The sequence below is a fragment of the Vibrio ichthyoenteri ATCC 700023 genome (genome assembly GCF_000222605.1).
GTDB lineage: Bacteria > Pseudomonadota > Gammaproteobacteria > Enterobacterales > Vibrionaceae > Vibrio > Vibrio ichthyoenteri.
Genome location: NZ_AFWF01000260.1, coordinates 1 through 26,787, shown reverse-complemented (window position 1 = coordinate 26,787; position 26,787 = coordinate 1). Strand labels below are relative to the sequence as shown.

At 44.5% G+C, this 26,787-nt stretch carries 28 protein-coding genes and 1 pseudogene; 8 read left to right on the top strand and 21 right to left on the bottom strand.

Annotation, left to right across the window (positions count from 1 at the left end; genetic code table 11):
* Positions 1-120: 120 nt before the first annotated feature.
* From cyoE to RH85_RS17520, 4 genes are read right to left on the bottom strand one after another with little or no spacing between them, the layout of a single operon-like run.
* Entirely contained in the window at positions 121-1,017 is an 897-nt protein-coding gene (cyoE, locus tag RH85_RS17535; protein WP_039949273.1) for a heme o synthase, read from the bottom strand.
* A gap of 1 nt (position 1,018) precedes the next feature.
* On the bottom strand, positions 1,019-2,044 hold the full coding sequence (locus RH85_RS17530) for a COX15/CtaA family protein (protein WP_006714046.1): 1,026 nt from the start codon (positions 2,042-2,044) through the stop codon (positions 1,019-1,021).
* A 9-nt stretch (positions 2,045-2,053) separates the two neighbouring features.
* Positions 2,054-2,602: a hypothetical protein gene (locus tag RH85_RS17525; RefSeq protein ID WP_006714045.1), complete on the bottom strand. Its 549-nt coding sequence runs from the start codon at positions 2,600-2,602 to the stop codon at positions 2,054-2,056.
* A gap of 39 nt (positions 2,603-2,641) precedes the next feature.
* The gene (locus RH85_RS17520; protein ID WP_006714044.1) at positions 2,642-3,394 is read right to left on the bottom strand and encodes an SURF1 family protein; all 753 of its coding nucleotides are present in this window, start codon (positions 3,392-3,394) and stop codon (positions 2,642-2,644) included.
* Here RH85_RS17520 and RH85_RS17515 point away from each other — a divergent pair.
* Positions 3,384-3,620 carry a DUF2909 domain-containing protein gene (locus RH85_RS17515; protein ID WP_006714043.1) on the top strand — a complete coding sequence of 79 codons (237 nt, stop codon included), beginning with the start codon at positions 3,384-3,386 and terminating at the stop codon, positions 3,618-3,620. The two genes, RH85_RS17520 and RH85_RS17515, sit on opposite strands and share 11 nt — an antisense overlap.
* 53 nt (positions 3,621-3,673) lie before the next feature.
* Here RH85_RS17515 and RH85_RS17510 read toward each other — a convergent pair whose 3' ends face one another.
* The 4 genes from RH85_RS17510 to coxB form a co-directional block, all read right to left on the bottom strand.
* Positions 3,674-4,558 (bottom strand): cytochrome c oxidase subunit 3, encoded by an 885-nt coding sequence (locus RH85_RS17510; protein ID WP_006714042.1) that lies wholly within the window; start codon positions 4,556-4,558, stop codon positions 3,674-3,676.
* 83 nt (positions 4,559-4,641) lie between these two features.
* Positions 4,642-5,259: a cytochrome c oxidase assembly protein gene (locus RH85_RS17505; RefSeq protein WP_006714041.1), complete on the bottom strand. Its 618-nt coding sequence runs from the start codon at positions 5,257-5,259 to the stop codon at positions 4,642-4,644.
* A 10-nt stretch (positions 5,260-5,269) separates the two neighbouring features.
* Positions 5,270-6,910 carry a cytochrome c oxidase subunit I gene (gene ctaD, locus RH85_RS17500; protein WP_006714040.1) on the bottom strand — a complete coding sequence of 547 codons (1,641 nt, stop codon included), beginning with the start codon at positions 6,908-6,910 and terminating at the stop codon, positions 5,270-5,272.
* Positions 6,907-8,037, bottom strand: coding sequence for a cytochrome c oxidase subunit II (gene coxB, locus RH85_RS17495; RefSeq protein WP_241210410.1), 1,131 nt, complete (start codon positions 8,035-8,037; stop codon positions 6,907-6,909). Before coxB ends, ctaD begins: the two co-directional genes overlap by 4 nt.
* Before the next feature lie 368 nt (positions 8,038-8,405).
* Between coxB and RH85_RS17490 the strand changes: the two genes are divergently transcribed.
* Positions 8,406-10,109 (top strand): phospho-sugar mutase, encoded by a 1,704-nt coding sequence (locus tag RH85_RS17490; RefSeq protein ID WP_006714037.1) that lies wholly within the window; start codon positions 8,406-8,408, stop codon positions 10,107-10,109.
* 86 nt (positions 10,110-10,195) lie between these two features.
* On the opposite strand, the gene RH85_RS17485 is transcribed toward RH85_RS17490, so the two are convergent.
* Positions 10,196-10,615 carry a GNAT family N-acetyltransferase gene (locus RH85_RS17485; RefSeq protein WP_006714036.1) on the bottom strand — a complete coding sequence of 140 codons (420 nt, stop codon included), beginning with the start codon at positions 10,613-10,615 and terminating at the stop codon, positions 10,196-10,198.
* A gap of 154 nt (positions 10,616-10,769) precedes the next feature.
* Positions 10,770-11,405, bottom strand: coding sequence for a LysE family translocator (locus tag RH85_RS17480; RefSeq protein WP_006714035.1), 636 nt, complete (start codon positions 11,403-11,405; stop codon positions 10,770-10,772).
* Positions 11,406-11,681: 276 nt separating this feature from the next.
* On the opposite strand from RH85_RS17480, the gene RH85_RS17475 reads away from it, so the two are divergent.
* From RH85_RS17475 to RH85_RS17465, 3 genes are all read left to right on the top strand, one after another.
* Positions 11,682-12,509, top strand: coding sequence for an AraC family transcriptional regulator (locus RH85_RS17475; RefSeq protein ID WP_006714034.1), 828 nt, complete (start codon positions 11,682-11,684; stop codon positions 12,507-12,509).
* A gap of 77 nt (positions 12,510-12,586) precedes the next feature.
* Complete coding sequence (locus RH85_RS17470; protein WP_006714033.1) at positions 12,587-13,339, top strand: AzlC family ABC transporter permease; 753 nt, start codon at positions 12,587-12,589, stop codon at positions 13,337-13,339.
* On the top strand, positions 13,336-13,650 hold the full coding sequence (locus tag RH85_RS17465) for an AzlD domain-containing protein (RefSeq protein ID WP_006714032.1): 315 nt from the start codon (positions 13,336-13,338) through the stop codon (positions 13,648-13,650). Before RH85_RS17470 ends, RH85_RS17465 begins: the two co-directional genes overlap by 4 nt.
* A 70-nt stretch (positions 13,651-13,720) precedes the next feature.
* Here the strand turns inward: RH85_RS17465 and RH85_RS17460 are convergent.
* From RH85_RS17460 to RH85_RS17450, 3 genes and pseudogenes are all read right to left on the bottom strand, one after another.
* Positions 13,721-14,330, bottom strand: a pseudogene (locus RH85_RS17460) (fumarylacetoacetate hydrolase family protein).
* Positions 14,331-14,490: 160 nt separating this feature from the next.
* Complete coding sequence (locus RH85_RS17455) at positions 14,491-15,525, bottom strand: porin (protein WP_006714031.1); 1,035 nt, start codon at positions 15,523-15,525, stop codon at positions 14,491-14,493.
* Positions 15,526-16,004: 479 nt separating this feature from the next.
* Entirely contained in the window at positions 16,005-16,664 is a 660-nt protein-coding gene (locus tag RH85_RS17450; protein ID WP_006714030.1) for a pyridoxamine 5'-phosphate oxidase family protein, read from the bottom strand.
* A gap of 93 nt (positions 16,665-16,757) precedes the next feature.
* Between RH85_RS17450 and pdxR the strand changes: the two genes are divergently transcribed.
* Positions 16,758-18,188 carry a MocR-like pyridoxine biosynthesis transcription factor PdxR gene (gene pdxR, locus RH85_RS17445; RefSeq protein WP_006714029.1) on the top strand — a complete coding sequence of 477 codons (1,431 nt, stop codon included), beginning with the start codon at positions 16,758-16,760 and terminating at the stop codon, positions 18,186-18,188.
* Positions 18,189-18,447: 259 nt separating this feature from the next.
* Complete coding sequence (gene cspE / locus RH85_RS17440; RefSeq protein ID WP_006714028.1) at positions 18,448-18,660, top strand: transcription antiterminator/RNA stability regulator CspE; 213 nt, start codon at positions 18,448-18,450, stop codon at positions 18,658-18,660.
* Between the two features lie 88 nt (positions 18,661-18,748).
* Here cspE and RH85_RS17435 read toward each other — a convergent pair whose 3' ends face one another.
* From RH85_RS17435 to RH85_RS17400, 8 genes are all read right to left on the bottom strand, one after another.
* Positions 18,749-19,372 carry a DsbA family protein gene (locus RH85_RS17435; protein ID WP_006714027.1) on the bottom strand — a complete coding sequence of 208 codons (624 nt, stop codon included), beginning with the start codon at positions 19,370-19,372 and terminating at the stop codon, positions 18,749-18,751.
* A gap of 64 nt (positions 19,373-19,436) precedes the next feature.
* A complete protein-coding gene (locus tag RH85_RS17430) occupies positions 19,437-20,318 on the bottom strand; it encodes a patatin-like phospholipase family protein (protein ID WP_006714026.1) in 882 nt (293 codons plus the stop codon).
* A 176-nt stretch (positions 20,319-20,494) separates the two neighbouring features.
* Positions 20,495-21,133, bottom strand: coding sequence for a pyroglutamyl-peptidase I (gene pcp, locus RH85_RS17425; protein ID WP_006714025.1), 639 nt, complete (start codon positions 21,131-21,133; stop codon positions 20,495-20,497).
* An 8-nt stretch (positions 21,134-21,141) separates the two neighbouring features.
* Positions 21,142-22,047: a DUF979 domain-containing protein gene (locus RH85_RS17420; protein ID WP_006714024.1), complete on the bottom strand. Its 906-nt coding sequence runs from the start codon at positions 22,045-22,047 to the stop codon at positions 21,142-21,144.
* 2 nt (positions 22,048-22,049) lie between these two features.
* On the bottom strand, positions 22,050-22,772 hold the full coding sequence (locus RH85_RS17415; RefSeq protein ID WP_006714023.1) for a DUF969 domain-containing protein: 723 nt from the start codon (positions 22,770-22,772) through the stop codon (positions 22,050-22,052).
* A gap of 531 nt (positions 22,773-23,303) precedes the next feature.
* Positions 23,304-24,401 (bottom strand): methyl-accepting chemotaxis protein, encoded by a 1,098-nt coding sequence (locus RH85_RS17410; RefSeq protein ID WP_006714022.1) that lies wholly within the window; start codon positions 24,399-24,401, stop codon positions 23,304-23,306.
* Between the two features lie 301 nt (positions 24,402-24,702).
* Positions 24,703-25,554, bottom strand: a complete 852-nt coding sequence (locus RH85_RS17405) for a hypothetical protein (protein WP_039949269.1) — start codon at positions 25,552-25,554, stop codon at positions 24,703-24,705.
* Positions 25,555-25,716: 162 nt separating this feature from the next.
* Positions 25,717-25,947: a DUF3820 family protein gene (locus RH85_RS17400; protein WP_006714020.1), complete on the bottom strand. Its 231-nt coding sequence runs from the start codon at positions 25,945-25,947 to the stop codon at positions 25,717-25,719.
* Between the two features lie 221 nt (positions 25,948-26,168).
* Here RH85_RS17400 and RH85_RS17395 point away from each other — a divergent pair.
* Positions 26,169-26,787: choice-of-anchor I domain-containing protein (locus tag RH85_RS17395; RefSeq protein ID WP_006714019.1), on the top strand; the 619-nt coding region annotated here is incomplete at its 3' end.

The following is a 26,787-nucleotide window of genomic DNA, read 5'->3' as shown; positions in this document are numbered from 1 at the left end:
TTCTTATTCATGGAATTATAAGGGGTTCTAGATGCTGGATGGTTGAAATGCGACCAGCATACGTGAACCCCTAGTGAGAGAAAAGGTTATTTTGTTGATTTAAAGTTATTTTTTAATTCACTAAACCACATAGTGATCGACCAATAACAGAACAAATAACACCATAAGGTGATAGATGGAAAACTTAAATGTTTCCATCGCCGTCTTTTCTGTTGGGTTGTATTTTAACTTCCAAGCATAACCAATAAAGCCCCCACTCAGGACGATAGATCCTATCCAATACAGTGGACCACTCATACCAACCAAAGCCGGCATCAAACAAACCAATGCCAATAACACGGTATAAAGCAATATCGACGTTTTGGTGTATTCAATGCCGTGAGTAACTGGCAGCATCGGAATATCCGCTTTGGCATAATCATCACGACGGTGGATTGCGAGCGCCCAAAAATGGGGAGGGGTCCAAACAAAAATAATCATCACCAACAGCCACGCATGACTGTGTAATTCCCCAGTCACGGCGCTCCAACCCAATAATGGCGGCATAGCACCAGCGATGCCTGCAATCACAATGTTCTGTGGGGTAGCACGTTTTAAATACATGGTATAAACCACTGCATAACCCAATAGGCTGGCAAATGTCAGCCAAGCCGTTAACGGGTTAACCGCAAAATACAGAGCGATAAAACCAATCACCCCCAACGCGGTGGCAAATCCGGCAACACGCATAGGGGAAAGATCCCCTTGTGGTAGTGGACGTCGGTGCGTTCTTGCCATAATGGCATCAATTCGGCGGTCGATAAGATGATTGAACGCAGCTGCAGATGAAGCCATCAATCCAATCCCGACCATTCCCATAATGCTCTGCTGTAGAGGAAGTGCGCCGGGAACCGCTAAGCACATCCCCACTAATGCCGTGAGTAACATTAGCATCACAACTTTAGGCTTCGTCAAGGACATATAGCTACGCCATACGGACCGATCCTGACTGAACGAATAACTGATGGATTTACTCATACTAGGCCTCCTTGCCAAACCGAGGGCGCGCCGATAATAGCTTTTGATCAGAGTGCCACAGCAAATGATTGATATAGAGTACGTTAAGCAACAGCAATGCAGCGCCTAAATTATGGGCAACAGCGACCGCAATAGGGAGACTGAAAACAACATTACTTATCCCCAGCACGACCTGAAGACTCAACAACAGCGCTAAACTTCCCGCTTGTTGCTGATATCGGTAATGTGGCTGTTTAAACAACTGCCAGATCAAAGCGAGTAGCGCCGCTGTTACTATCATCGCGCCAAAGCGGTGTACAATATGGATCGTCATCCTTGCCCCATAATCTAGCGTACCAAATTCATAGCTGTCTTGAGGCTTCTGAATCAATTGAAAAGCGGTATCAAAGTCCAAATAATCACGCCATTGTCCTTGGCATATTGGCAATTCGGTACACATCAAAGCGGCGTAATTAGAGGATGTCCATCCCCCCAGAGCGATTTGCAACACCAATAAGACAAGGCCGGAAATTGCGGTAAGTTTTAGGCTGGTATGAATCCCCTGTTGCGGCAATAACCGTTGTTTTTCACTGACGCGCCAGTAGAGAAGGGCCAGCAAGCAAAAAAGTGTAAAACCACCCAGCAAATGCCCCATCACCACCAAAGGCATTAATTTCATCGTTACCGTCCACATACCCAGTAAAGCTTGAAAGACCACAACAAGTGTCACCAAAATAGGCAATAACCGCCCCACTCTGTTTTGCACCAGAGCCACCACCGAAATGGCAAAAACCAATAAGCCTAAACTGCCAGCGAAATAGCGGTGAATCATCTCTAGCCACGCTTTGTCAGCTTCTACCGTCTCTGTCGGGAACAGGCTATTGGCCTGAGCCAATTCGATCTCGCTACTTGGCACACTCAGTTGACCGTAACACCCCGGCCAATCTGGACAGCCTAGCCCCGCATCAGCCAAGCGTGTATAAGCCCCTAACAAGATCACAGCAAACGTCAGCACCAAGCTCAGTTGTAGCATGCGTTTTAACACCATAATGCCCCCTTAACCCACACGAGATAACTTGAGCAGCTTTCTCAAATCAGCTAACAATCCTTTACTTTGAGCCACAAGATTATCGGCTGAATCCACTTTAGGGTAACGCATGACCAATTGACCTCGGGGATCAACAATCACGTATTCAAAACTATCCACTACTTGCTCAAATGCACTATTGATGGGCACCACTGGGAAGTCAATTTGCGCGATTGCTTGCTGATCACTCCCGCTGCTAAGCAGTATCACAGGCTCAACACGTTGTTGATATTTTCCCAACGCAGTATGGCTTTGTTTTAGTAAATGGAGTTGTTCAAGGCAAAGTGCATCGCATTTTTCAGGCATGACATAACCCAATTGCCAACGCTCACCGAAATAAGGATTATCGACACCCAACGAGGCAAAACTGGTGTTCGGGTCAATCAATGTGCCTTTATTCGTCACACCTGATGTGTACCACTGTTGCTGCAAAATCAATTTCGCCAATAATGCTGGCAAAGCAAACACAAAAATAAGTGCCAATAGCATCATTCGACCGCGAGTAACTGAAGGTTTCATTTGCTCTCCTTAGCTCAATGTAGCTGTCAGTATTGAGACTTATCTCTTCCTTGCTGTCTTTATCGCAACAAACAGCCAAATGAGTGCCAATATTGCTAAAGCGATGGCCATTCCAAACCATTGCACTGCGTAGCCAATGTGTTTCCCCGCACTCATGGGGAGTGGATTCCATGGTTGTGGATAGCCCCAAGATCCTGTTTTCACCAGTGGCTGCACAACAAAGTTTTCTATGGGCAGTTGCCACCGCTCTCGTAACTCTTCTATGTTCAAATTTTGAATACGAGTCGGATGGATATCTTCCGCCATTAGCGCATCGCTTAATGGATTGTTCGACCTGAGATATAACCGACCTTCTCCAACATAGCGCTGAGTTAGCCATTCCACTTGTGGCAACGTGGAGCGGTTGGCGGGTGCTGGCACAAACCCTCGTTCTAACAATAGGTAACGTCCTAATTCGGTTTTCATCAGCTGTATCGCCAGATAACCCACTTGCCCTTCGAATATCTGATTATCCAATAACAAGTATTGTCCCGACACAGGCCAAGCGCTCACCATGACGCGTTGCCCTGTTATGTTTGTCGTCCCTGCTTGAGCAATCTCAGAAATTTGCCGTGCTGCTTGGTGCTGATTTTGTGCCAACTCTTCTTGTATCACTCGTTTCTGCTCTGCTCGATTTAATTGCCACAATCCCAAGTTGACCAATACCGAGATCGCAACCACAGTTAGGATAAGCGCAAGCCAAAATGGTGGCTGTTTCATTAACTGAACCAAGGACAATGTTATGGTTTTCATCTTCAAACTACTGCTTATCGTATTACTGCTTTTTATCATCGCCAACCTCGCTAAAGCACTGATTGAGATGGTCAAATCTCCCGATGAAGACGAGCCAAATAAATCTGATGAACCACCGATGAGTCACTATCTTGGCCAACGTCTTGTGCTATCAGCTCTTGCGGTGGTGCTGCTCATTGTCGCTTTACTTAGCGGATTTATTGATGCCAATGTCCGCCCATACTGATTACATTTTATGATGGTATGAGCGAAGGCCCTTTTTGAGGGCCAGTACGGTGTTCAGAGCACGTAAACAAAAATGAATAGACACAGCCAGACCACATCAACAAAGTGCCAATACCAGCTACCAGCCTGAAACGCAAAATGCTCTTTCGGCGTAAAATGGTCTTTGGCAACTCGAACCAGCAAAATGATCAAAAACAGCGTGCCCATACACACATGCAAACCATGGAACCCTGTCAATAGAAAGAAAGTATTGCCATAGATCCCCGCATCCAAAGTCAACCCTAACTCTTCATAGGCATGGATGTACTCTGCAGCTTGGAAATAAAGAAAGAAAAATGCCAACACAATAGTAATTTCAAGCCACACAATCAGTGCCATACGTTTATTGCGCTCTAAGCTGACATGCGCCATGTGTAGGGTGACCGAGGAGAGCAGCAAGATAATAGTGTTTTTCAGCGGGATTCCAATCCAAGACATTGCCATGGTCTCGGTACCATCAGGTGTGGTCGTCAGTGGCCAAATCGCCTCAAAAGCAGGCCACAACACTTCATGTGTCATAGCATTATTGCTTGCTCCACCCAACCACGGTACTGAGATTAATCGCGCATAGAGTAGCGCGCCAAAAAACGCACCAAAGAACATGATCTCTGAGAAAATGAACCAGCTCATCCCCTGTCGAAACGAGCGAGATATTTGCGGAGAATAGAAGCCACTCATTGATTCAGTAATCACGTTACTAAACCAGCCCGCCAGCACGTAAAGCAGAAATAGAAAACCAAAGCCTAGAATGATCTTTGAGAATACGCTCGCGCTGCCACCCTCGGCCATGGTTTGTACGGTCAACCCTGCACCTACTGCAATCAAAAATAACGCGATCGCAGCAACAATGGGCCAGCTACTTTGCGCAGGTACATAATAAGATTGAGGTTTCGAGCTCATGCTTTTCTCCTTGTGCTCCGCGCTTGGTTACTCTGCGCCCGGCGACTAATTTAGCGATTAATATTTCGTCATTTTAGCTAACGCTATTCGAGCGGTTTTGGGTTGGATGACGAGTTACGCACGATCTGCTTGGCCTTGGTATCTGCACTTTCAGTAATGTCGTATAGCGTATAGGACAGCGTTAAAGTGTGTATCGATTGCGGAATGTCGCGCTCAATATAAAAAATCAGTGGCATATCTACGCTGCTTTTCGCTTCCAATGGCTGTTTGTTAAAGCAAAAACATTCCACTTTGTTGAAATAACTCGCCCCTAAACCGGGAGAAACAGAAGGAACCGCTTGGCCCACCACCGTTTTGTCTGAACGATTAAACGCATAATAAGAGGTTTGAATTACCTCGCCGGGATGAACATCCATGGTTGTTACTTGCGGCTTAAACTCCCACGGCATCGTCGGGTTAGGATGAGCGATGAATTCAACACGTATCGTACGAGAAGTATCTGCGCTGAGAGCTGCGGGCTGCTGCACAGCTTCGCTATTGGTTTTACCGTTGATTCCCAGCGCGTCGCACATAATGTCGTACAGCGGAACCAGCGCGAAACCAAAGCCAAACATCGCCACTGTCGCAAGTAACAATTTTGAGGTCAGCGCTCGATTCGCCTTACGCTGCTGATGTTCGTTTCCGCGTTCATCTTGATCCATTGCCAATACCTCAATCTATTTTGGGTGGCGTAGAAAATGTATGGTGTGGAGCAGGACTTGGCACTGTCCACTCAAGCCCCTCCGCTCTTGGCCATGCTCTTGCCGGTGCTTTTTCACCACCACGAATACACTTAATCACCAACCATAAAAAGATCAATTGAGATAGACCGAACGCAAACCCACCAATAGAAACAATCTGATTCACATCGGCAAATTGAATCGCATAATCTGGAATTCGTCTTGGCATGCCAGCAAGACCTAAGAAATGCATTGGGAAAAACAGCACGTTTACCGAGATAATCGAACTCCAAAAGTGCCATAGACTCAGCCTTTGGTCATACATATGCCCAGTCCATTTCGGTAACCAGTAATACGCCGCGGCCATTATTGAGAATACCGCTCCTGAGACCAAGACGTAATGGAAGTGCGCCACGACAAAATAGGTATCGTGATACTGGAAATCGGCTGGCACTATCGCCAGCATCAGGCCGGAGAAACCACCTATGGTGAACAGCACGATAAAGGCAATAGCAAATAGCATTGGGGTTTCAAAGGTCATGGCACCGCGCCACATCGTCGCGACCCAGTTAAACACCTTCACCCCCGTTGGCACCGCGATCAGCATGGTGCAATACATAAAGAACAACTCAGCGAACACCGGCATGCCGGTGGTAAACATGTGATGGGCCCAGACCAAAAATGATAGCAATGCGATACTGCATGTGGCGTAAACCATAGAATGGTAACCAAACAGTTTTTTGCCGCTAAAAGCAGGTAAAATGGCTGAAATAATGCCAAATGAAGGCAAAATCATGATGTAAACTTCTGGATGCCCAAAGAACCAAAAGATGTGCTGAAACATAACCGGATCACCGCCACCAGCCGCATCGAAGAACGACGTACCGAAGTATTTATCCGTCAAGACCATGGTCACCGCACCAGCCAAAACGGGCATGACAGCAATGAGCAAAAATGCGGTAATCAGCCAAGTCCAAACAAACAAGGGCATTTTGAACCAAGTCATTCCCGGTGCTCTCATGTTAACAATCGTCACAATGACGTTAATCGCCCCCATGATTGAGCTAATTCCCATGATATGCACCGAAAACACAAACAAAGCGGTGCTATCAGGGCCGTAAGTAGTAGAAAGTGGTGCGTAGAATGTCCAACCGAAATCTGGCCCTCCCCCTGCGGTAAATAGCGAGCCAATCAGAATCGCGAACGCGAAAGGTAGAATCCAAAAACTGAGGTTATTCATGCGCGGTAGCGCCATATCCGGCGCGCCAATCATTAGTGGAATCATCCAGTTAGCTAACCCAGTAAAGGCTGGCATCACCGCACCAAACACCATCACCAAGCCATGCACTGTCGTCATTTGATTAAAAAACTGAGGATCAACCAACTGTAGACCCGGTTGAAATAACTCGGCGCGAATGATCATCGCCATTGCGCCGCCAGTGAAAAACATAATCAAACTAAACCACAAGTAGAGCGTGCCAATATCTTTGTGGTTAGTAGAATAAACCCAACGCGCAAATCCCTTTGGCGCATGATGTTCTTCATGATCCAACACTGCCGTTGAATTCGCACGGCTCAAATCAGCGTCTGCGGCCGGAGATGATTTAGTCGGGTGAGGAGTCTTAGTTTTCATTGTGCCTCCTTGCCTTGGCTTTGCGTCTTAAAGGCATTGATATCCGCGGCTTGAACCACATCGCCCGTATTGTTATCAAATCCATTGCGTTGATAAGTGATCACGGCAGCGATCTCTTGTTCCGTTAACTGGTTACTAAAAGACTGCATTGCTGTGCCAGCGACACCATCAACGATGGTGCTTATATGCTTATCCAAATCCCCCAGCGCGACTGGACTGCCTTTAATCGCGGGAAATGCCCCAGGAATCCCTTCACCATTTGCTTGGTGACAAACAGCGCAGCGTTCTACGTAGATGCTTTCGCCTTCAAGCATGAGCTCGTCGAGTGTCAGCACACTACCCAAAGCGGCAGCCGCTTGTTCTTTTGCTAACGTGAGCGCTACTTTTTGCTCAGCAAGCCAAGCATCGTATTCCTCTTCTTCCATCGCATGCACCACTATGGGCATAAAGCCATGCGCACGGCCACACAACTCAGCACATTGGCCTCGATAAACCCCTGGTTTATCAATGCGAGTCCAAGCTTCATTAATAAAACCGGGAATCGTGTCTTTCTTTACCGCGAAATCAGGCACCCACCATGAATGAATGACATCATCTGACGTCATCAAAAAACGTATCTTGCGGTTGATTGGCAGAACGAGTGGGTTATCCACTTCCAATAAATAGTGCGCACCTTTGGCCTCAAGGCCATCAATTTGCTTTTGGCTGGTTGCAAGCAGACTAAAGAACTCAACCTCTTCCCCAAAGTAGCTATAGTGCCACTTCCATTGGGAGCCAGTTATTTTAACGGTGAGATCCGATTGGGAAGTATCTTCCATCGCCACTAAGGTTTTAGTGGCGGGGATGGCCATGGCAATCAAGATGATGATGGGAATGACAGTCCAAATAATTTCAACTTTGGTACTTTCATGAAAATGCGCCGCCACCGCCCCTTTCGATTTGCGATGCTTGAATATGGAGTAAAACATTGCACCAAATACAATCACTGCTATCGCACAACAAATATAGAAAATCAGCATATGCAGCTCATAAACCTGCCCACTGATTTGCGTCACGCCTTGCGTCATATTGAGTGCTTGCTCTTCAGCGTACACCGAAGATATTGATGCTATCGTCCCTAAGGCTATTACTAGCCACAGCCATACTGGTATTCTCTTCAAAAGAGCTCTCCTCTGCCTCTGCCCGATCGAGCGCGAAAACGAAAGGTATAATCACTTTTACGTAGAACATCAGGAATCTGCTCAACGTCCATTTGCGCTTTAAACTTGCTTTCCATGCGTATTACCTAGCTTAACTCTCAAGCAGACCAACAAATTTTTTCGCTTGAGCTCACCTAAAACTGACGCAATTTGTTATATTTATGTTAATTAAGGCTAGTTATCGATTTTAAAATGTGCAAGAAAGTGCAGTGACAAAATAGTTTAGCGATTGCGCTCTCGCAAATGATAAGCAATATCACCTAAGATAAATCTAACGTCTCAAATAGGTAATCACGATGACAGAACAAATGACACAATGGCTGGCTCTCGACCCAGACCCTAAGACACGTGACGAATTGCAACGCTTGATCGCTGAAAATCAGCAACAAGAGCTAGAAGATAGATTTCGCAGTCGATTGGAATTTGGCACCGCTGGCTTACGTGGGAAAGTGGGATGTGGCCCCAATAGAATGAATAGATTGGTTATTCAGCAAACCGCATCTGGACTTGGCCACTATCTACAAAGCCAATTTAGCGACGCGAATCAAAGAGGCGTTGTGATTGGCTACGATGGTCGCTCGGATTCAAAGCAATTTGCGCATGACACCGCTGCAGTCTTGGCGCAACTGGGGATCAAGGTGTATTTAACTCACGCGGTAGCCGCGACACCTATCGTTGCTTTTGGGGTTAATCATCTCAATACCGTTGCCGCAGTAGTCGTTACTGCAAGCCATAACCCTCCGGAATATAACGGTTTTAAAGTTTACTGGCAAAATGGGGCGCAGATCATTCCCCCACATGATTCCGGTATCGCCGCTTGCATCGATGCAGTCGCGAATAGTCCAGTCACTCTGCTAACTCTGGAAGAGGCTGAGCAGCAAGGTAAACTGGAATGGCTTGGCGATGATTACTATCAGACATATCGTCAGACCATGAACAGCAATGTTTTACTCAATAATCACAGCCAACCAGATTCAATCGCTATTGCTTACACCGCGATGCATGGCGTTGGTGCTCGTATGGCCGAAACACTGCTCGCCGATGCGGGTTTTAGCAAAGTTTACAGTGTAAAAGATCAACGTGAGCCTGATGGATCTTTCCCTACCGTCAACTTCCCTAATCCAGAGGAAGCCGGCGCAATGGATATGGTGATTGATCTTGCCAAACAACATAATGCTCAACTCGCGTGCGCCAATGATCCTGATGCCGACCGCTTCGCCGTCGCGATACAAAGACCTGACGGCGACTATCAAATGTTGACTGGAGATCAAGTCGGCGCTTTATTTGGTCATTATCTACTCAACAAAACTGATGCCGCGAAGCAATTGGTTGGTAATACGATTGTATCTTCAAGCTTGCTAAGCAAAATTGCTGCAGCCCATGGCGCAGAATATTTTCAGACCTTAACCGGCTTTAAATGGCTGACGAATGTCGCAATGGATAAACAGTCTGCAGAGCATCAATTCTTGTTCGCTTATGAAGAAGCACTCGGCTATACCATAGGCAGTAAAGTATGGGACAAAGATGGCCTATCGGCCTTGGTGGCTTTTGCCCAACTAAGCGCTGAGTTATATAGCCAAGGAAAAACCATCTGGGATCAATTGGAAGCGCTTTATCGTCAACACGGTATATTCGTCAATGCACAACGCAGCATTGCGCTGGCGCCAAACTCGCCTCCTGTGGGTGACAAACTACGTGCTCAGCCACCAGTTGCTATTGCTGGACGTCAGGTAGAGATCACCGAAGATCTTAAACATCAGCGTCGTTACTTTGCCGATGGACAGGTTGAGAACATAGATTTACCCAGCAGTGATGTACTGATCTATCACTTATCGGGTGGTGGTCGAGTGATCGTTAGGCCATCAGGCACAGAACCGAAACTAAAATGTTACTACGAGATCATTGAACAAATTTCAGCCAATGATGATTACCTAACATCGCTTGAAAAAGCCCAGCTATCGATGGATATGCTTATTGCTGAACATCAGCACATGATCTAGCACAGAGCTCACTCTCGCTACCAACAAGAAAAAGCATGGTAAACCATGCTTTTTCTCACTCTATCTACTTGAGTAGCAAAAATAGACTAATTAATTCTTTTTTGTAGAAAGATCTTATCTACCCCAATCGTTGGAAAACCGCTGTAGCGACCCACTTCTTCAAAGCCTAATTTGACATAGAAGTCTCTTGCCTGAAATGAGTAAGTGTCAAGATAGATATCCGTTACGCCCATCTCTCTGACTTGCTGCTCAGTGGTGGTAAATACTCTACGGCCTACTCCTGATTTACGCTTATTCTCATCAAGCCAAAAGTATTCGATAAACAAGGTATTGGTATAAACCTCACCAAACAGGCCGCCACAAAACTCGTCATTATCATCATGGACAACACAAGCCACATTTTGGCTTGCTTGCTCAGGTAAGCTGAGGCGATTAAAAGCACGCAACCCTGCCAAAATTCTTTTTTTTACCGACTCTTCAGGGTCAACAATAAACTCTATCTGCATATACACTCCTTATTACGCATAGCGATTGCCTTGCTGGAGCTTATCCTATTTCTGGTGGTAGTTAAAAATTCCGTATTTAAATGCAGTCACGCTCTCAGACAGATAGTAAAAAGCCAGCAATCACGCTGGCTTTCACATAATGTCTTCTATTTATCTAGGCTTGAAAGAAGCTATTGAGCATCCATAAAGCCAGAACGAAAAATATCGCGCCCATAAACTTATGTTGATAGGTTCTAAATTTCGCGTTTTCAAGCAAGCCTTTGCCCATCGTTCCCACCAGTGCTACCAACAAAAAATTGAAGATCAGACCGAGAACGTTCAGCACCAAACCAAGCACTAACATTTGCTCGCCTGACGTTGCGGCTACTTTGGTTGATACAAATTGTGGTAAAAACATCACAAAAAATACGAGTGCTTTTGGGTTAAGAAGATTGCTGACTAGCGCACGTTGATAGAATTTGCCTGCCATCTTGTTTTGGCTGTCAAGCTCAGGCGCATCAACACTTTGAGTACGAAGACAGTCCCAACCCATTTTTAGTAGGTATAACCCACCCAGCAAGTGTAGCGCTTTCAAAGCTATTGGACTCATCGCAATCAGCGCTGAGACACCTAATGCCGCTAACAACGTTAGAATAATTCCCGAGGTCGCATTGCCTAAGCTTGCAAAAACACCAACACGACGACCATAACTGATGCTAGAGCTTGCAATGAGCAGCATGTCTGGTCCAGGAAGTAGCAAAAGTGCCACCACTGCCGTTAGATAGACTGGCAGAATAGAGATATCAATCATAATTATTATTTGTACTTAAGCAGAAGGTCGTGGATTTTATATTGCCTCAGAACCAATATCTAGACTTTATCGCTTAAATAAAGAACATTTACAGAATTACAAACAGACAAAACAGCTTAAGTACACAACTAAAATCCAGCGTATCAATAACCTAGAGTGTAAGTGACTAAAATTCATACCGAACGTATAGTAAGCAAAGAGCAAGTTTGTACAAAAACTTAGGCTTGGGATCATCTATCCTGTTACCAGTACGTTCAGCAAGGAGCGCTGAAAACGATGTCTGATGATAATTTTAAAGAAAGCGCTAAGTTTCAGTTGGCACAAGAACTGGGTGGTTTAGAGCTGATTGATGCCAAATACAAGCATCAAAATTTTTCTCGCCATAGTCATGAAGCTTATACCGTGGGAGTCATTCAAAAAGGCGCTCAACGCTTTTTCCGCAATGGTGGTAATCATGTAGCACCAGCAGACAGCATCATATTGGTCAATGCAGAGCAAGTGCATAATGGCCAGAGTGCAAGTGAGGGCGGCTGGGAATACAAAGCCATGTACCCACTACCAAAACAGTTTGCCTCTCTCACTGAAGGGATCTGTAACGACGCAATGGTGCCTTATTTTCCCGAACCTGTGGTTTACGACCCAGAGATGGCACAGCAGTTACGGCTAGTGTTTGATGTTCTAGACAACTCCGACAACCGGTTACTACGGGAGACTCTGCTATACGGGACATTGACCAAATTAATGTCTCGTCACGCAAAAAAATACACCATTAAAGAAGAGTACAGCCGTTCACAGCGTCAACTGATGATAGCAAAAGAGTTCATCGATGATTTTCCACAGGCCGATGTCTCTTTAGAAGAACTGGCAAAACTAGCTAATCTTAGCCCATACCATTTCGCCCGCTCTTTTCAAAAAGAATTCACTCTGCCGCCGCATGCGTATCAAATTCAAGCTCGCTTGCGTTATGCGATTAAGTTAATGAAACAAGGACACCGCTTAAGCGATATCGCTCAGGAGTCTGGGTTTCACGATCAAAGCCATTTACATCGGCACTTTAAACGGGCTATGGGGGTCACACCCAAGCAATATGCTCAATCACTTTAATCAGGCAATTTTGTACAAGGTTTGCTTGTTGAGCTGTGGCGTAATACCGCTAAGCCAAACCAAAAAGGATGTATGATATGGGTGAATCAAGCTGCTCCCCTAACCGTGCCGTAAAACAAAACGACAAAGCCAATTTTGACTCTTCATCTAAGCGACGACAGTTTTTGCAAGGCTGTGTCGCGATGGTACCATTAAGTGTTGCAGTGGTTCCTTGGGGGCTTCTCGCTGGATCTTATGCTATTGAATCTGGGCTGAATCCATTAGAAAGCCAAGCACTCTCTGCGATTCTCTTCGCCGGCTCTGCACAACTTGTTGCAACCGGTATGATCAAAGCAGGTGCGGGAATAACAACACTGCTGATTACCACTTTATTTATCACCTCCCGACATTTTCTCTATAGCGTATCCATGCGCAATTCCATCGGTAAACTGCCGCTACGCTGGCGCCTATCGCTGGGCTTTTTACTCACGGATGAATTATTTGCCGTATGTGGTAATCAATCTGCCCAGCGCTTTAAGCCTTGGTATGCCCTAGGGGCTGGATTAAGTTTTTATCTGTGTTGGAACTTAGCAACTTTTGTTGGCATTGTTGCGGGCAGCTATATTCCAGCGCTCAACGAGCTTGGCCTTGAATTTGCCGTAGCGGCAACCTTTATCGCCTTGGTCATTCCCAATATCAAAAACTCTCCAACTCTCGCTGCGGTGATAATGGCGCTCGTGCTCTCAATTATACTTAATCTTTTTCACGTTGAAGGGGCACTGATGATCGCAAGTCTAGGCGGTATGTTGACTGGCTATTGGGCAGAAAAACTTAAGGAGAAACAAGCATGATCCTACTCTCTATTTTTGCCATGGCTGGGTTGGTATTTTTTAGTCGCTATGTCTTTTTGGAACCAAGATTACCCCTGCGTCTGGCACCTCAAGTTCAGCGAATTCTCAGCTATTCTGGTCCTGCCGTCTTAACCGCCATTTTGGCACCGATCGTATTTTTGCCTGAAGGTGAGTTATGGCTAGCTCCTAACAACCCTTATTTACTTTGCGCAATATTGGCTGCAGTCTTGATATATAAAACGGGCAATGTGCTGCTGACGACAGTAGTGAGTATGGTGATATTTTTACTGCTCAATAATCTCGTTTTTTGATCCCAACGTGTTTAAAACAAAACCGCCAGCAAATACTGGCGGTTTTTTTGTTTTAACGCTAATTGAACCGTTAGTTGGCCAACCACTCAATTTCGATCAAGGTTTTGCCAGCATGAAGCAAGCGGCCAAGGAAAACATCGCCTTGCTGTACTTCTCCCACTCCTTGTGGCGTACCGGTCATAATGACATCCCCATCGCACAATGTGGTGTAGCTTTTTAGCTCAGCCATAATGGTTTGTGGCGAATAGATCATTTGTTTCACCCCACCACGCTGTACACGCACGCAGTTGATAAACAGCTCAATCTCAAGCTCATCGATAGATAATCCAACCAAGGGAATAAATCGGCTAAAAACGGCAGAACCATCAAAGGCTTTTGCTCGTTCCCAAGGTAAGCCTTTTTGCTTTAATTCTGATTGGAGTTGTCGCTTGGTCAAATCAAGACCAATACCTACTGCTGACAATTGCCCTTTTTTAACCACGAAGCAGATCTCTCCTTCGTAATGTAAGGTCTCTTGGTGGTAAGCGTTGAGTTGCGATAGCAGTAGAAGGCTTATTAAACACCACCATTTGTTGCGGGATAACATTATTCAGCTCTTTAATGTGATCGAGGTAATTTCGCCCGACACAAAGCACTTTGGTTGGTGATAGTGCTTTTCCGTCAACAGTAATCGAGTGCATGCCTTCGTCCTTGAGAAATGATGAGGGCATATTTTAGCCAAACTAATGTGTGGGAAAACAAAATTTGCTATTGGAAACAAAAAACTCAGAGCTCGCGCCCATTATGGACTTCGCTCTGAGTTTACTTGATTAAATCATTATCAATTAAATTAACAATTACTTAGAAGAAGTAACGCACACCAGCTGTGTAGTAATCTTCTTCTTTTTCACCAATGTCGTTACCCAAATCGAACTGGTAACCTACAAACGTCATCAGGCCTGACGTTACCGTGTATTCTAGCTGCAGAGCACTTTGGCTATATTGGGTCTCGCTGGCCTTATCATCTTCAACCGATTCGTAGTTAACGCTGATATTCACGCCGTTGTCTAAGCCAAATGCGACTAATGCTTCATATTGATATGTTTCAGCTAAACCATCATAAAAATAGTCATTTTTGCCTAGCACACCAGCGACGTAGATACCCTTACCATATGACCCATAATTAACCGAAACCATATGGGATTTCGCGTTCTTGGTGCCAACGTCTCCGCCACTGTAAACATAACCGACACCAAAGCCAGCAAACTCTCCGCTAACCGCAATCTGGCCACGAGGATCATAATCAGCTGTCGATCTCTTCGTAACGACCGTATCCCCAGACAAACTTGTCGTATTGATTGAATCACTATGTTTACCCTGCCACCCAAGACCAATGCTCAAGGCAATATCACTGCTTATTTCAAGAGTGTTTCTGTAGCTCACCATTTTTTCAGCGCGCCCAGAACCAAGGTTGTTGTGGTTCTCGTATAAGAAATCATTGGCAAAGGCGATAGGTAAATCCGCAACACCAGCCACATCATAATATGGCGACCATTGGGTACCAACAACAGCACGCCCTGCCTTGTCATGGCTTGCTCCAATATAACCAAGTCGCGTGGTAAATGACGTATCACCGCCATCTAAATAATTCAGCGCCCATTCGCCCTTCGCATCAACGGTAACACCGTTACCAATCTCTTTTTTACCCTCAATATTGATACGTGGTGAGACTTGGTGCACTTCAACATTCTCATCAAAATATTTACCTACCCCTACATCAACATAACCACCAACGGCGAGTGTCGTTCCTTCGCCACTGTAAATTTGTGCGGCAAATGCGCTAGTTGAAGCGAGTAAAGTTGATGCCACTGCAATGGCTGAGCTATTTAATTTCATCATTATGTCCCTATCTATGTGATAGTTGTTTTTTATAAACGTGCTGAATGCAACACGCGCTACCAATTAAAAACTAGTAATGAAACTGTAACTTTCAAATGCGAAACGTTGCTTTTTTTCACCTGTAGCACCAAAAAACCACCATTAATGTCAGTGTTCTTTTTTTAAGCACATAAATTCTAAGACATTATTATTGATTATGGATGCAGTACGGTATTTAGTGACGACAATCACAATTCTGCTAAGTGATTTACGTTCTGTGATGGTGCGCACATAAATACTGAGCGCTTATGGTCATTGGCCTGTGGGAGGTTGAGGTTATTTTAAGAAAGTGAATCTTTTTTACATCACACCAAGAGAAAGCTCCAATTACCGACCACGCGATCATTGGAGCTAGGTTGTTATATTGTTGATGAGCAACATCCGTTGTTATTGTTCATGTGAGTATCGTCATTCACATCGCAATCAAGCCAAATTGGTTATTCATCTTGCCATCGCAACCCATATGCTGAGGAATAATCGGGAGTATCAATAGCGCCCTGCATCGTCTCGCTAGCGACTAATCCACCCACGACGGTTTTGTAGGGAATAAAACCGGCCCAAGCTGGGATCGACAAATCCTGCTCGTCATCAGCGACATCATTGTCACTCACTTTCACTGAGGCTTCGGTTAAAGGAATCGCTAACAACATCGTTGCCGCAAGCTCTTTATCACTACTCAACCGAATTTGCTCACAACGTCCCGGGGCTATTTGCTCAATAAAGTGATTCAATAACTGATCCTTTTGTTGATTATCCTCAATCGCTTGAAAACGACCAAATACCACCGCTGAACGATAATGTGCACTGTGGTGAAAAGCCGAGCGCGCCAACACCCATCCATCGAATAAAGTAAAAGTTAAACATGTTGTATTACCCTGTTTGAGGTTGCGCATTAGGCGGCTGTTGTTGGCACCATGAATATAAACATGATCATCAACACGCCAAGCTAACATAGGAATAACGACAGGGCCGGAATCCTCATTGATTGCAATGTGGGCAATCAGTGACTCATCGATGATACGGTGTAAAAGGACTTGCTGTGTTCGTGCTTTATGAGCACCTTTTTTAATCGTGGTTCTAGATGTGGCAGAGAGCATAACTTTCCCTATTAAACATTGCGTTGTCTCTACTATACGACCAAACTGGTTTACAATTTAGAGCCAGTTTTTAGTAATGTGTAGATCCAGTTAATGCCCTATATCGATATCGGAGATTTGCATCTGCCAGTAAGTGATGCCACTTTACAAGTGCGTCTATTTCATGCCATTCGCGACAAAATCGTGCACGGTTTGTGGCCTATGGCTGGCAAACTGCCCTCTACCCGAAAACTGGCCATTGAGTTAAATCTCAGCCGCAACACCATCATCGCTACCTATGAACAATTGCTTTGTGAAGGATATATTGAGAGCAAAAAAGGCAGCGGGTTTTATGTTTCGGTTGAGCTGCCTGAACACTATTTAAGTGCAAATAAACTAGCCTTAACCGCACATACGACTCAAATAACAAGACGAGACATCAATGCTTCTTTTGCTCCGGGCGTTCCCGATCTCGCCCAATTCCCGTTGAAGAAATGGCAACGCTACGTGCAACGCCACAGCTCAAGGGCGCATATTCTCGGCAATAGCGACATTCAAGGTGTTTACGAATTACGCGTAGCGCTATGTGATTATCTTGCCTCCAGTCGCTCTGTCGTCTGCACTCCAGATCAAATCATCATTACTTCAGGCGCCCAACAGGGGCTTGCCATCGCGGCAATGACGACATTAACACCCCAAGATAAAATCCTGCTCGAACAGCCTGGCTATGTGCAAGTTGATAAGATCATGAATTTGGTTGAAGCAAATAAATCCTATATTGATGTTTCACCTTTTAAAGGGCTCAATGTTGAGCAGATCGTACAAAGCCAAGCCAAAGCACTCTACGTCACCCCGAGCAACCAATACCCAATGGGGACAACGCTCAATAGCGAACAACGTTTAAAATTAATCGATTGGGCAAACCAAGGACAACGTTGGATCATTGAAGATGATTACGACAGTGAATTTCAATTTGCCCACCGACCTTATTCCAGCATGCAAGGACTCGCAGCGCAGTTCAGCACTGAAAACTGCGTCATCTATATTGGCTCCTTTAGTAAAGTGATGTTTAACGGATTGAGATTGGGCTATATGGTCGTTCCTACCTCGCTGCTCAAACGCAGCCTTGACGTAAAAGACGCACTCAGTGGTGATTCTCCTGTGCATACGCAATATGCGTTAGCTGATTTCATCAGCGAAGGCGAATTACTACGCCATATTCGTAAAATGCGGCGCCTCTATAAAGCGAAACACCAAGCCATGCTTGTCGCCATAGAACAGTATTTTGGCCAACATGTGGAAGTGATTAGCCAAGCGGCTGGATTGCACATTACATTGCGCTGGAAGCACGGTATTGATGAGGAAACACTACGCCAACGCGCACTAACTTGCGACCTCATTGTTCGTACACTGAACTACTATCAATCTGACGGAAAAACGCTTCGTGATTGGCATGGCATTGTGCTTGGTTTTGGCAATACCACGTTAGAACAGATCCCGATATTGGTCGCGCGACTGGCAACTGAATTCTTCAAAAAAAATTAATCATTTTTTCAGTTTTGATTTTTGCTTTATGAAATGAATTTACTAGACTTATTAAATAGTTCACCTGACAACGCATCAATGATGTGGGGTTTATCGTGGATTATAGTTAGAAGCTATTAATGTAAAATGTACCGTTTTTTACAGAAACCTTTCGATGTTCCTCGTTTAAGCGCTGCGACAATTTTACCGATCGAAATCATCTAATAGCTTCTATTAACCGCTAACGTTTAGCAATCTAGTACGATATTTTGAGGTAGTTATGTCTGGTAAAGTGACAGGTTCTGTAAAATGGTTCAATGAAACTAAAGGCTTCGGCTTCATCTCACAAGATGATGGTGGCGCTGATGTTTTTGTTCACTTCAGAGAAATTGTTTCTGATGGATTTAAAACGCTCACTGAAGGACAAAAAGTGTCTTTCAACGTTGAGCAAGGCCCGAAAGGTCCTCAAGCAACGCAAGTGACGCTGATATAGTTATTGCCGTGGCGTGATGCAGCCCCATCGCGCCACTATTCCCCTCTCAGAGATCGCAACGCCTTACCTCTCATTGGCGATTTAACACTTAGCGACTTAACAGCGCCAACTGCTGCACGGTGTGACTAGCGTTTTGATAATCAATGGCTATCTCCGTCACTTCACCTTGTCTCTCAAAAAATAACGACGGAAAGCTGTTACCACCGATGGAGCGAGCGAAATTGATTTCACTAAGCAGTTGTTGATTAAGCGCGCTGGAAGCGAATAATTGGCGAAATTGGATCATATCAAGGCCCAACTCTTGCGCCAATTGAACCAGCACTGATTCATCACTCGGGTTGAGCGCTCGAAGATAATAACCTTGCTGAATCGCGGTGATCATCGCTTTTTCCTGCCCCAATTGGCGAGCAGCCAACACCGCTCGACAAGCTGGATAAGTAGAACGACGCGGCACATTCTCTTGCCAAAAATCATGATTAAACTGAGTGCCTAAGTAACGTTCGATCTTGTGCCAATATGACGCGATTTGTTGCTGCATCTCAATCGGCATCGGCTGTTCACTATCAGCGGCTAAACCACCGACTAAGTAGACAATTTCTATCGATTGTTGCGTGGCATTAGTAAGCGCTTGTTCTATTTTCTGCCAAGTCGGTTGATAACCCCAGCACCAGGCACACATAGGGTCATGGACATAGTAGAGTTTACTGTTCATTATTGATTTCGCCTCCATGCGTTTGGTTTAATGAACTTATATTACTAGGCACATAGATACAAATTTACCCATCTGATGATGACGTGAAAAGATGCTTCTCATGAGTGAAATAGAAAATCCCCTCTCCGCGAGCAATATGCATTTGACCGGCATTAATGCCCATCTGATAGCCTTCTTCCAATAGAGCTTGATTCATCGTCAGACGTTTAACTGAAAAGTTATCAGGCGGAGCAATCACTCGTATCGTGGCATCCTCAGGCGGGTTATGAATAAATTCAAGCGATTGGTTGTAGTTTTCTGCACGTACTAACATGGATTCGGCGATACGCGGATATTGTGCGAGTAACCGCTTCATTAGCCAAGCGGCACGCATTGGTTTCATTTGATAGCTGACAGGATGAGACAATACCACCGTAATATCACGCGCTCCACGTCGGTAAGCCTCTTTAACGGGAATAGAGTCGGCTACCCCACCATCGGTATAACAACCACCAGAAAAACACGGTGGCGAACGATAAGCAATAGGAAGCGCCGTCGTAGCTTCAATCACACTCTCAAGATTAGATGAGGTCAATTGAAAATAATCGGCATGGCCCGTTTCAATATTCGTTGCTGCAGCAATCATGGGCGTTTTGAATAGTGTTTCGTGATCGAGTGGATAGCGGCGATTTGATTCTTTAATCAACCATTTCACATCAACTAAATCACCACCACGGGCAAAACGGGTACGGTTAAAAAAGTGCTTATTGGTGGCTAATTTTGTAATCACATGATGACTGCGGCCGGGAGCATGAGAAAGGTAACCTAATAGATTTGACGCACCAGCGGAGACACCAATGGCAAAATCATAGGGTTTGTAATCCTGCGCCATAAATGAATCTAGAACACCACATGCGAAGATGCCACGCATCGCTCCGCCTTCCACTACCAAAGCTGTTTTGCTCATTACTATTCTCAATTATTTAATTCGAGAGATAGCATACCCAACGGCACACTACCGCTCTAATTGGTTATTATTATTAGTTTAATGTATCAAACCTATCAATAAGATTAGCATAAGCAAAATGAGCAATAAAAAATACCCGCTCGACGCGGGTATTATGATTTCAAAAACTGTGTGATTTAGCAGATTTGGCCTGCGGTTATTGCGACATCTTGGGGATTATCAATCGTCGCTTGTGCGACTAAACGCAAACCTTCTGCAATCACATCCAAAGACATGGTTGCTTGGTTACCCAACGGGTCTTGCTCTGGCAACAAAGGAATGTGAACAAAGCCATGACCAATGTTTTTATCACGCAAGTAATGTTGTACACCGTAGAATAAGTGATTACACACAAACGTACCCGCCGTATTTGATACTTGGCAAGGAATGCCGTTCTCTTGCAAAGTGCGGGTAATTGCTTTGATTGGCAGCGTGGTAAAGTAAGCGTCAGGGCCATCGACCACCACTGGCTCATCAATTGGTTGATTGCCACCATTGTCAGGAATACGGAAGTCATCAATATTAATCGCGACACGCTCAGGAGTAATCGCAACACGACCACCCGCTTGACCAACAGTGATAACATAATCCGGCTGATGCTTTTCAATCGCAGCAATGACTGAATCTACCGCTTCATAACGCGTAACCGGCACATCACAAATGACAATTTCGCCGCCATTTAAAGTCGCATTTTCCAGTTTCTTTACTGCTTCCAACGCAGGGTTAATCGCTGCGCCGCCAAATGGTTCAAAACCGGTAATCAGTACTTTTTTCATAAATGCTCTCAAAACGCGAAGGTGTACATAACAAAGATGTTAAAGGCGAGAATCGCCAAGCCAGGGACAATTTGGATCAAAATAACGTGGTGCTTGTTCTTAAGCTCAAGTAGTGCCGCTGGAACAATATTGAAGTTCGCTGCCATTGGCGTCATTAGCGTACCACAGTAGCCCGATAGCATTCCCAACACACCAATAATCGCCGCATTGCCACCGTTTTCTAAAATCAATAATGGGATACCAATACCGGTAGTGATGACCGCAAAAGCGGCGAAGGCATTCCCCATAACCACGGTAAACAACATCATACCGACACAGTAAGCGATTACTTTTACCAGCAGCATGTTTTCCGGGATCATCATTTTAACCAATCCAGCCACCGTTTCACCAACACCAGCTTGGTTGAACAGATAGCCAAGTGCAGCTAAAAATTGCGACAGAATGGCAGCCCAACCGATAGAATCAATCAAACGACGGCCTTCGTTTAAGCTGTGCATTGGTTGGCTTTTCGTCACAATAAGAGCGACTACAATCGCCGCGATCGAGCTGACACCCAAACCGACTAACGCACCTAATGATGTCAATTGGCTGATCGCCACCGTGCCCACAGGTACTACGATTGCAGGGAAAAACAGTTTGTTTTTCAGGACAGAGGCACTTTCGCGACGCTCTTCATCTGAAGTTGTACCGTAGTTACCAAGGCCCATGAATCCACCAGCTGCCAATCCGGTTAACATCAGAACCATCACGCCAGTAATCCAATGCGGGATCATCGCGCCAAAAATAAAGGTCACACCGTAAATCAACCAAAACAGGCCACTGCCCACACGCTTTGGATTGTGTTTATCTAAAAATGTTTGTAACGAGAATGCCAGCAGTAAAAGACCGGTGGCTTGATATACATACTCAAGCATGCTTATTTCCCTTCTTTTGCTGGTTGTGACTCTGAGTTTGTTGCAACCTCAGATGCGTTGTTTTTTTGGTTCAAACGCGCACTGATAAACTTGGTGTAAATCGCAAACACCACAAACGACATAATTGCCGTTGGCAGAGCCCACAAAGCCATAGTTTCTAATTTCACATCTAATTGGTTATCACCCATTACGCCTTTAATTAGAAGTAGGCTACCGGTACCAATAAACAAATTTTGGCTAAAGAAGTTACCGAAGTTTTCACTTGCCGCTGAAAGTGCACGAATCGTCTGACGTTTTTCATCATTGAATTCTGGTGTCGATTTTTCAGCTGCCGCTTCAGACATAGGTGCAATAAGAGGACGAATCATTGAAGGGTGACCACCAATATTCAAGCCCATGCCATTGGTGATTTTTCGCAGCGCTAGGTAAGTCATTAAAATTTTACCTACTGACGCCTTTTTCATGGAACCAATCAACGCTTCTGCACGCTGACGTAAACCATAACGCTCTAGTACACCAATCATTGGCAGAACTAGAATAAATAGAGACATATAGCGGTTTTGAGTAAAAGATTGACCAAGAGTCGATAGAATGTCCTTCACCGCTAGATCTGCCACTAAACCAGTCGTGACACCAGCAACCAAAATAACCAATAGCGTATTTTGTTTTAACGCCAACCCCACGGTTATTATTACAATGCCAATCAATGGCCATAAATCGATCATAGAATTCTCTTTTCTTCCTGTAATAATTATCTCCAAGTTGCTTCAAAATGATGAATTCAAACCTTGTCACTAGCCTAAACTGGCGAAAAACGCTTATCCCATAACTCAACATCTCGAGGAAACTTGGGTTGTCTGTCCTTCAACAAGTTAAAAACCCTGTTGATGCCTTGAGTATAAGGAACCCAAAATACGTGCTTCAATCGAGGTTCTTTGTGATATCCAACACTATTTTTTGTCAAAAATAGCAACAGATCAGAGCAGACATCACAGAAAGTAGACAGTTTGTACAAAAGGAAGTCTTAACATCAATTTATCGCTCATTATTTCAGCTCAAGAGAAGTAATGAGAATGCTAAGGGTAAAAGGATGTTTGTAGCGAGAAGAGACAATGTTTTATAAGTAGTGAAAATAGTGACGAAGTGATCTGTTTAACGAGATGACTCGAAATGACATGCAGCGCGTTTTTATTGAATTTAATACCATCGCATTGCTCAATAAAAACAAAGGGCGAAAATTCGCCCTTATTAAATGATCAGCCTACTTTTTGCTGAATAGATTCTTCGAGTAAGCGATCGATATTATGCACCACCGCTTCACTCGCCATCTCCATACTTTCAAGCTGTTGCATCATGCCGTTAAGATCATCTCTCAACCCACACGCCAGTGCATTGCGCCCTGAGCTGTGTACCTGTTCATGAGGAGCATTAATACCGTTGAAACTTGATAGCTGGCTAAAGTATTGCGCCCCAGCACCTTCAAAATACCATTTACCAAGTCGACATTCTTTGTGACTATTTACGGCAGAGTCAAACTGTCGTTTATTCACCAATTGGTAGACATTATTCTTCCATACGACGTGATCCAATTTAACCGTATTTAGGAAAGCACGAGAAGAGGCTGAGCGAATAATCTCCTGCATGTGTTGAGATTTACCCAACACATCCTTTACCACGGTGCTGATTTGGTCAGTAGACGTCGAAACATCAATCGCACAATCTTGGCTCACCTGAATCGATTCTTTGATTGATTCGACTTGTGAGAGGACTTGTTTGACTAAATTCTCTATTTGACCACTCGCATGCTGTGCTTTGCTTGCAAGTTTACGCACTTCATCTGCCACAACCGCGAAACCTCGGCCCGCTTCACCTGCGCGTGCCGCTTCTATCGCAGCATTGAGCGCCAGTAGATTAGTTTGTTCTGAAATATCTTTAATAGAACCCACCAACTTACCGATAGAAAGTGCCGTTTCATCCAAAACTACAGAGGAAGACAGGCTACTTTGAGTTTGCTGGTTAATACGTTCTGTGCGCTGAATTAAGCAATCTAGCGCATTGTTGGTTTGGGAAAACATTTCACTCATCACATTGAGTGTTTGGTTCTCACTCACCAGCACTTCGGCGCTCTCAGCCATACTCGTACGAATGACATCTAACAGTTGTCCTCCTGAGAGCACATTAGACATAATATTTGAATCCAATTCTTGGGTTGTATTGGTTTCCTTTAGCAAGCTATTGATTTGATACAGCTGATCGGTTAAATCTTCTACTTCCTGTTTATGGTGATTTTTTAACTGTTCGATTTGTTGTTTCAGCTGGTGATTTTCTTGTTTTAGTTTTTTATTGAACCACACTTGATTGTAACTCCTTCCTTGTGAGGAAAACTGTCCACAACAAAGTACACGTCACATTGATTCATATCAAAAAACGTTCTATTAAATTTCTCATACGGCGAGAATTATTTTTTAGTAATTTACAAATATGTGTGGTGAGCAATATTTCCACAACAACTTAGTGGTTTTGCTCTAATTATGCGCAATTAAACCATATAACAACCACGACATACGATGGCCTGTTATCAGCCATTTTGATCGACTGCCGAACAGATGTGCGCCGTCTCCTTTAACCATTCTCAGCTGACTTGATGGAAAAAATTCACGGCGCCACAGAATCACATTGTTCAAGAACGCGATTAACACGTGCAATAAACTTTCCTGTCTCTGCATATTTGGTAAAGATCAGATATTCATTACCAATATAGAACTCGAGTGCAGCACCCTTTATATCCAAATTGATATCACTGTTGAGCGACGCATCGAGCAATACACCATACAGTACCGTTGATGGTGTCATATTTAACAAGTTATTTTTCTTTTGTGGATTTAAGGCATTTTCATAAGCGAGCTGGATAGATGCCGCATCAACATCAGATTCAACATACAATACTCTCAAGCCATTTTTGCGCTCTAAGACAAAAGAAGGTTGGCCAAATTGTTTAGTAATTGCCGCCAGAGTACTAGCAGAATCTTGCTCTGTATTCTTTAAGCCCGAAAAATTCATGACCGATTTATCTTGATATAGGCGCAGTCCAATTCGCGTCAGCTCGCTATTCTTGTCTGATACTTTATGTTTTTGAAAAGAGGCAACACCAAAAACTGGAAATGGATTTTCTTGGTCAGGAAAAGCAGCAAAATCTGCTAACGAGGTCACTCGAATTTCAGGTTTAGAGCAAGTGATAATACTTTGAGACTGGAAATCACCGGCTGGTCCCACAAAGCCATCATCATAGCCACGATCAAACTCAAAGCCACCTTGACTCAGTGTCGTCACCACGCCCGCTTTTGTCGTTTGAAGAGAAAAATCAGCGATATCAAAGCGTAAATTATTAATGGTTGCCGAATGGATAGTACTGCCAGTTAAATCGATATTATCAAGTGTTGGCGTAGCGTAAATTGGATATGACGCTAATCCAGCAACCAAACTCATCATGAGCGATACTCGTTTCATCACTTACCCCTTTTAATCCCAGCGTTATGTCAAAAACTGCTGTTGTGAATGATAAAAAGATAGTGAGTAAAACGCGGCTTTGCCACATCAGCCCGTCGTTATCGATTAGCAATATCGTCGCATTAGACGTCACCACGTGACAATTTGGCCACAGGCTAGCGCTCAATCACCGGAGTAGCCATTATATTTGAGAGGTTTAACTACGCTGTCTAAACCCTCAACTTTCAACGCAAGGCACAGTTCAAGTAACCGACCTAACTCCCCTTCTGGGTAGCCCTTCTTATCGAACCAAAGTAAGTATTCTTCTGGTAAATCGATCAATACACGCCCTGCATATTTACCAAATGGCATCTGCATACGCGCCAACTTAATTAAGTTCTCTTTTTCTAACATGGTTTTCAACGAAGCTAATGAGGTTTAGTTCAGATTACCAGAAAAGCGCAACGGTAGATCAACAATTACGAAGGCATGCTCCTGTTTATTCAGTCATCCGATTGCCATATTAGTTTAATAAAAATCAAATCTGAGCTTCACATTAGGGTCATATATTCATCCCAACGATATTTTTAGTAATTTATTTAAATAAATCATATACCTATTAAAAGGAATCAAAGATGAAGATGCCATTGAAGGCGATGGGTGCAATCGCTTTATCAGCACTGACCGTTGCTTGCTCAACCAATCAAAATTCCGCAACCGCGACACTATTTGAGCAATGCCAGTCCACCACCAATCCAGTCGTGGGTGAAACCTCGATCAGCGGCCTTACTTACATCGGCAGTGCTATTGCAGATGCACCTTTTGACTCTTCAGCCGCAGAAATTGTGAGCTACGACAACTGCACCGACAAACTTTATGTCGTGAATGCACAATCCAAGCAAGTGGATGTACTTACGTTTGACGCGGCAGGAAAACCGACTCAGCAAGCTTTCATTGACTTACAAAGTGCTGCTAATGCTGCAGAAATAGAGATAGGCGCCGCCAATAGCGTTGCCACCTACAATGGCCTAATTGCGGTAGCCATTGAAAATGCTAATAAGCAGGAAAATGGCCTAATTGCACTTTATCGTTCAAGCGATCTCTCTTTATTGACGACCTATCCCGCAGGCGCATTGCCTGACATGGTCAGCTTCTCGCCTGATGGTCGCTATATCGCCAGTGCCAATGAAGGGGAGCCAAGCAAAGATTATAAAATCGACCCGCAAGGCAGCATCACGTTGATCGACCTTAGAA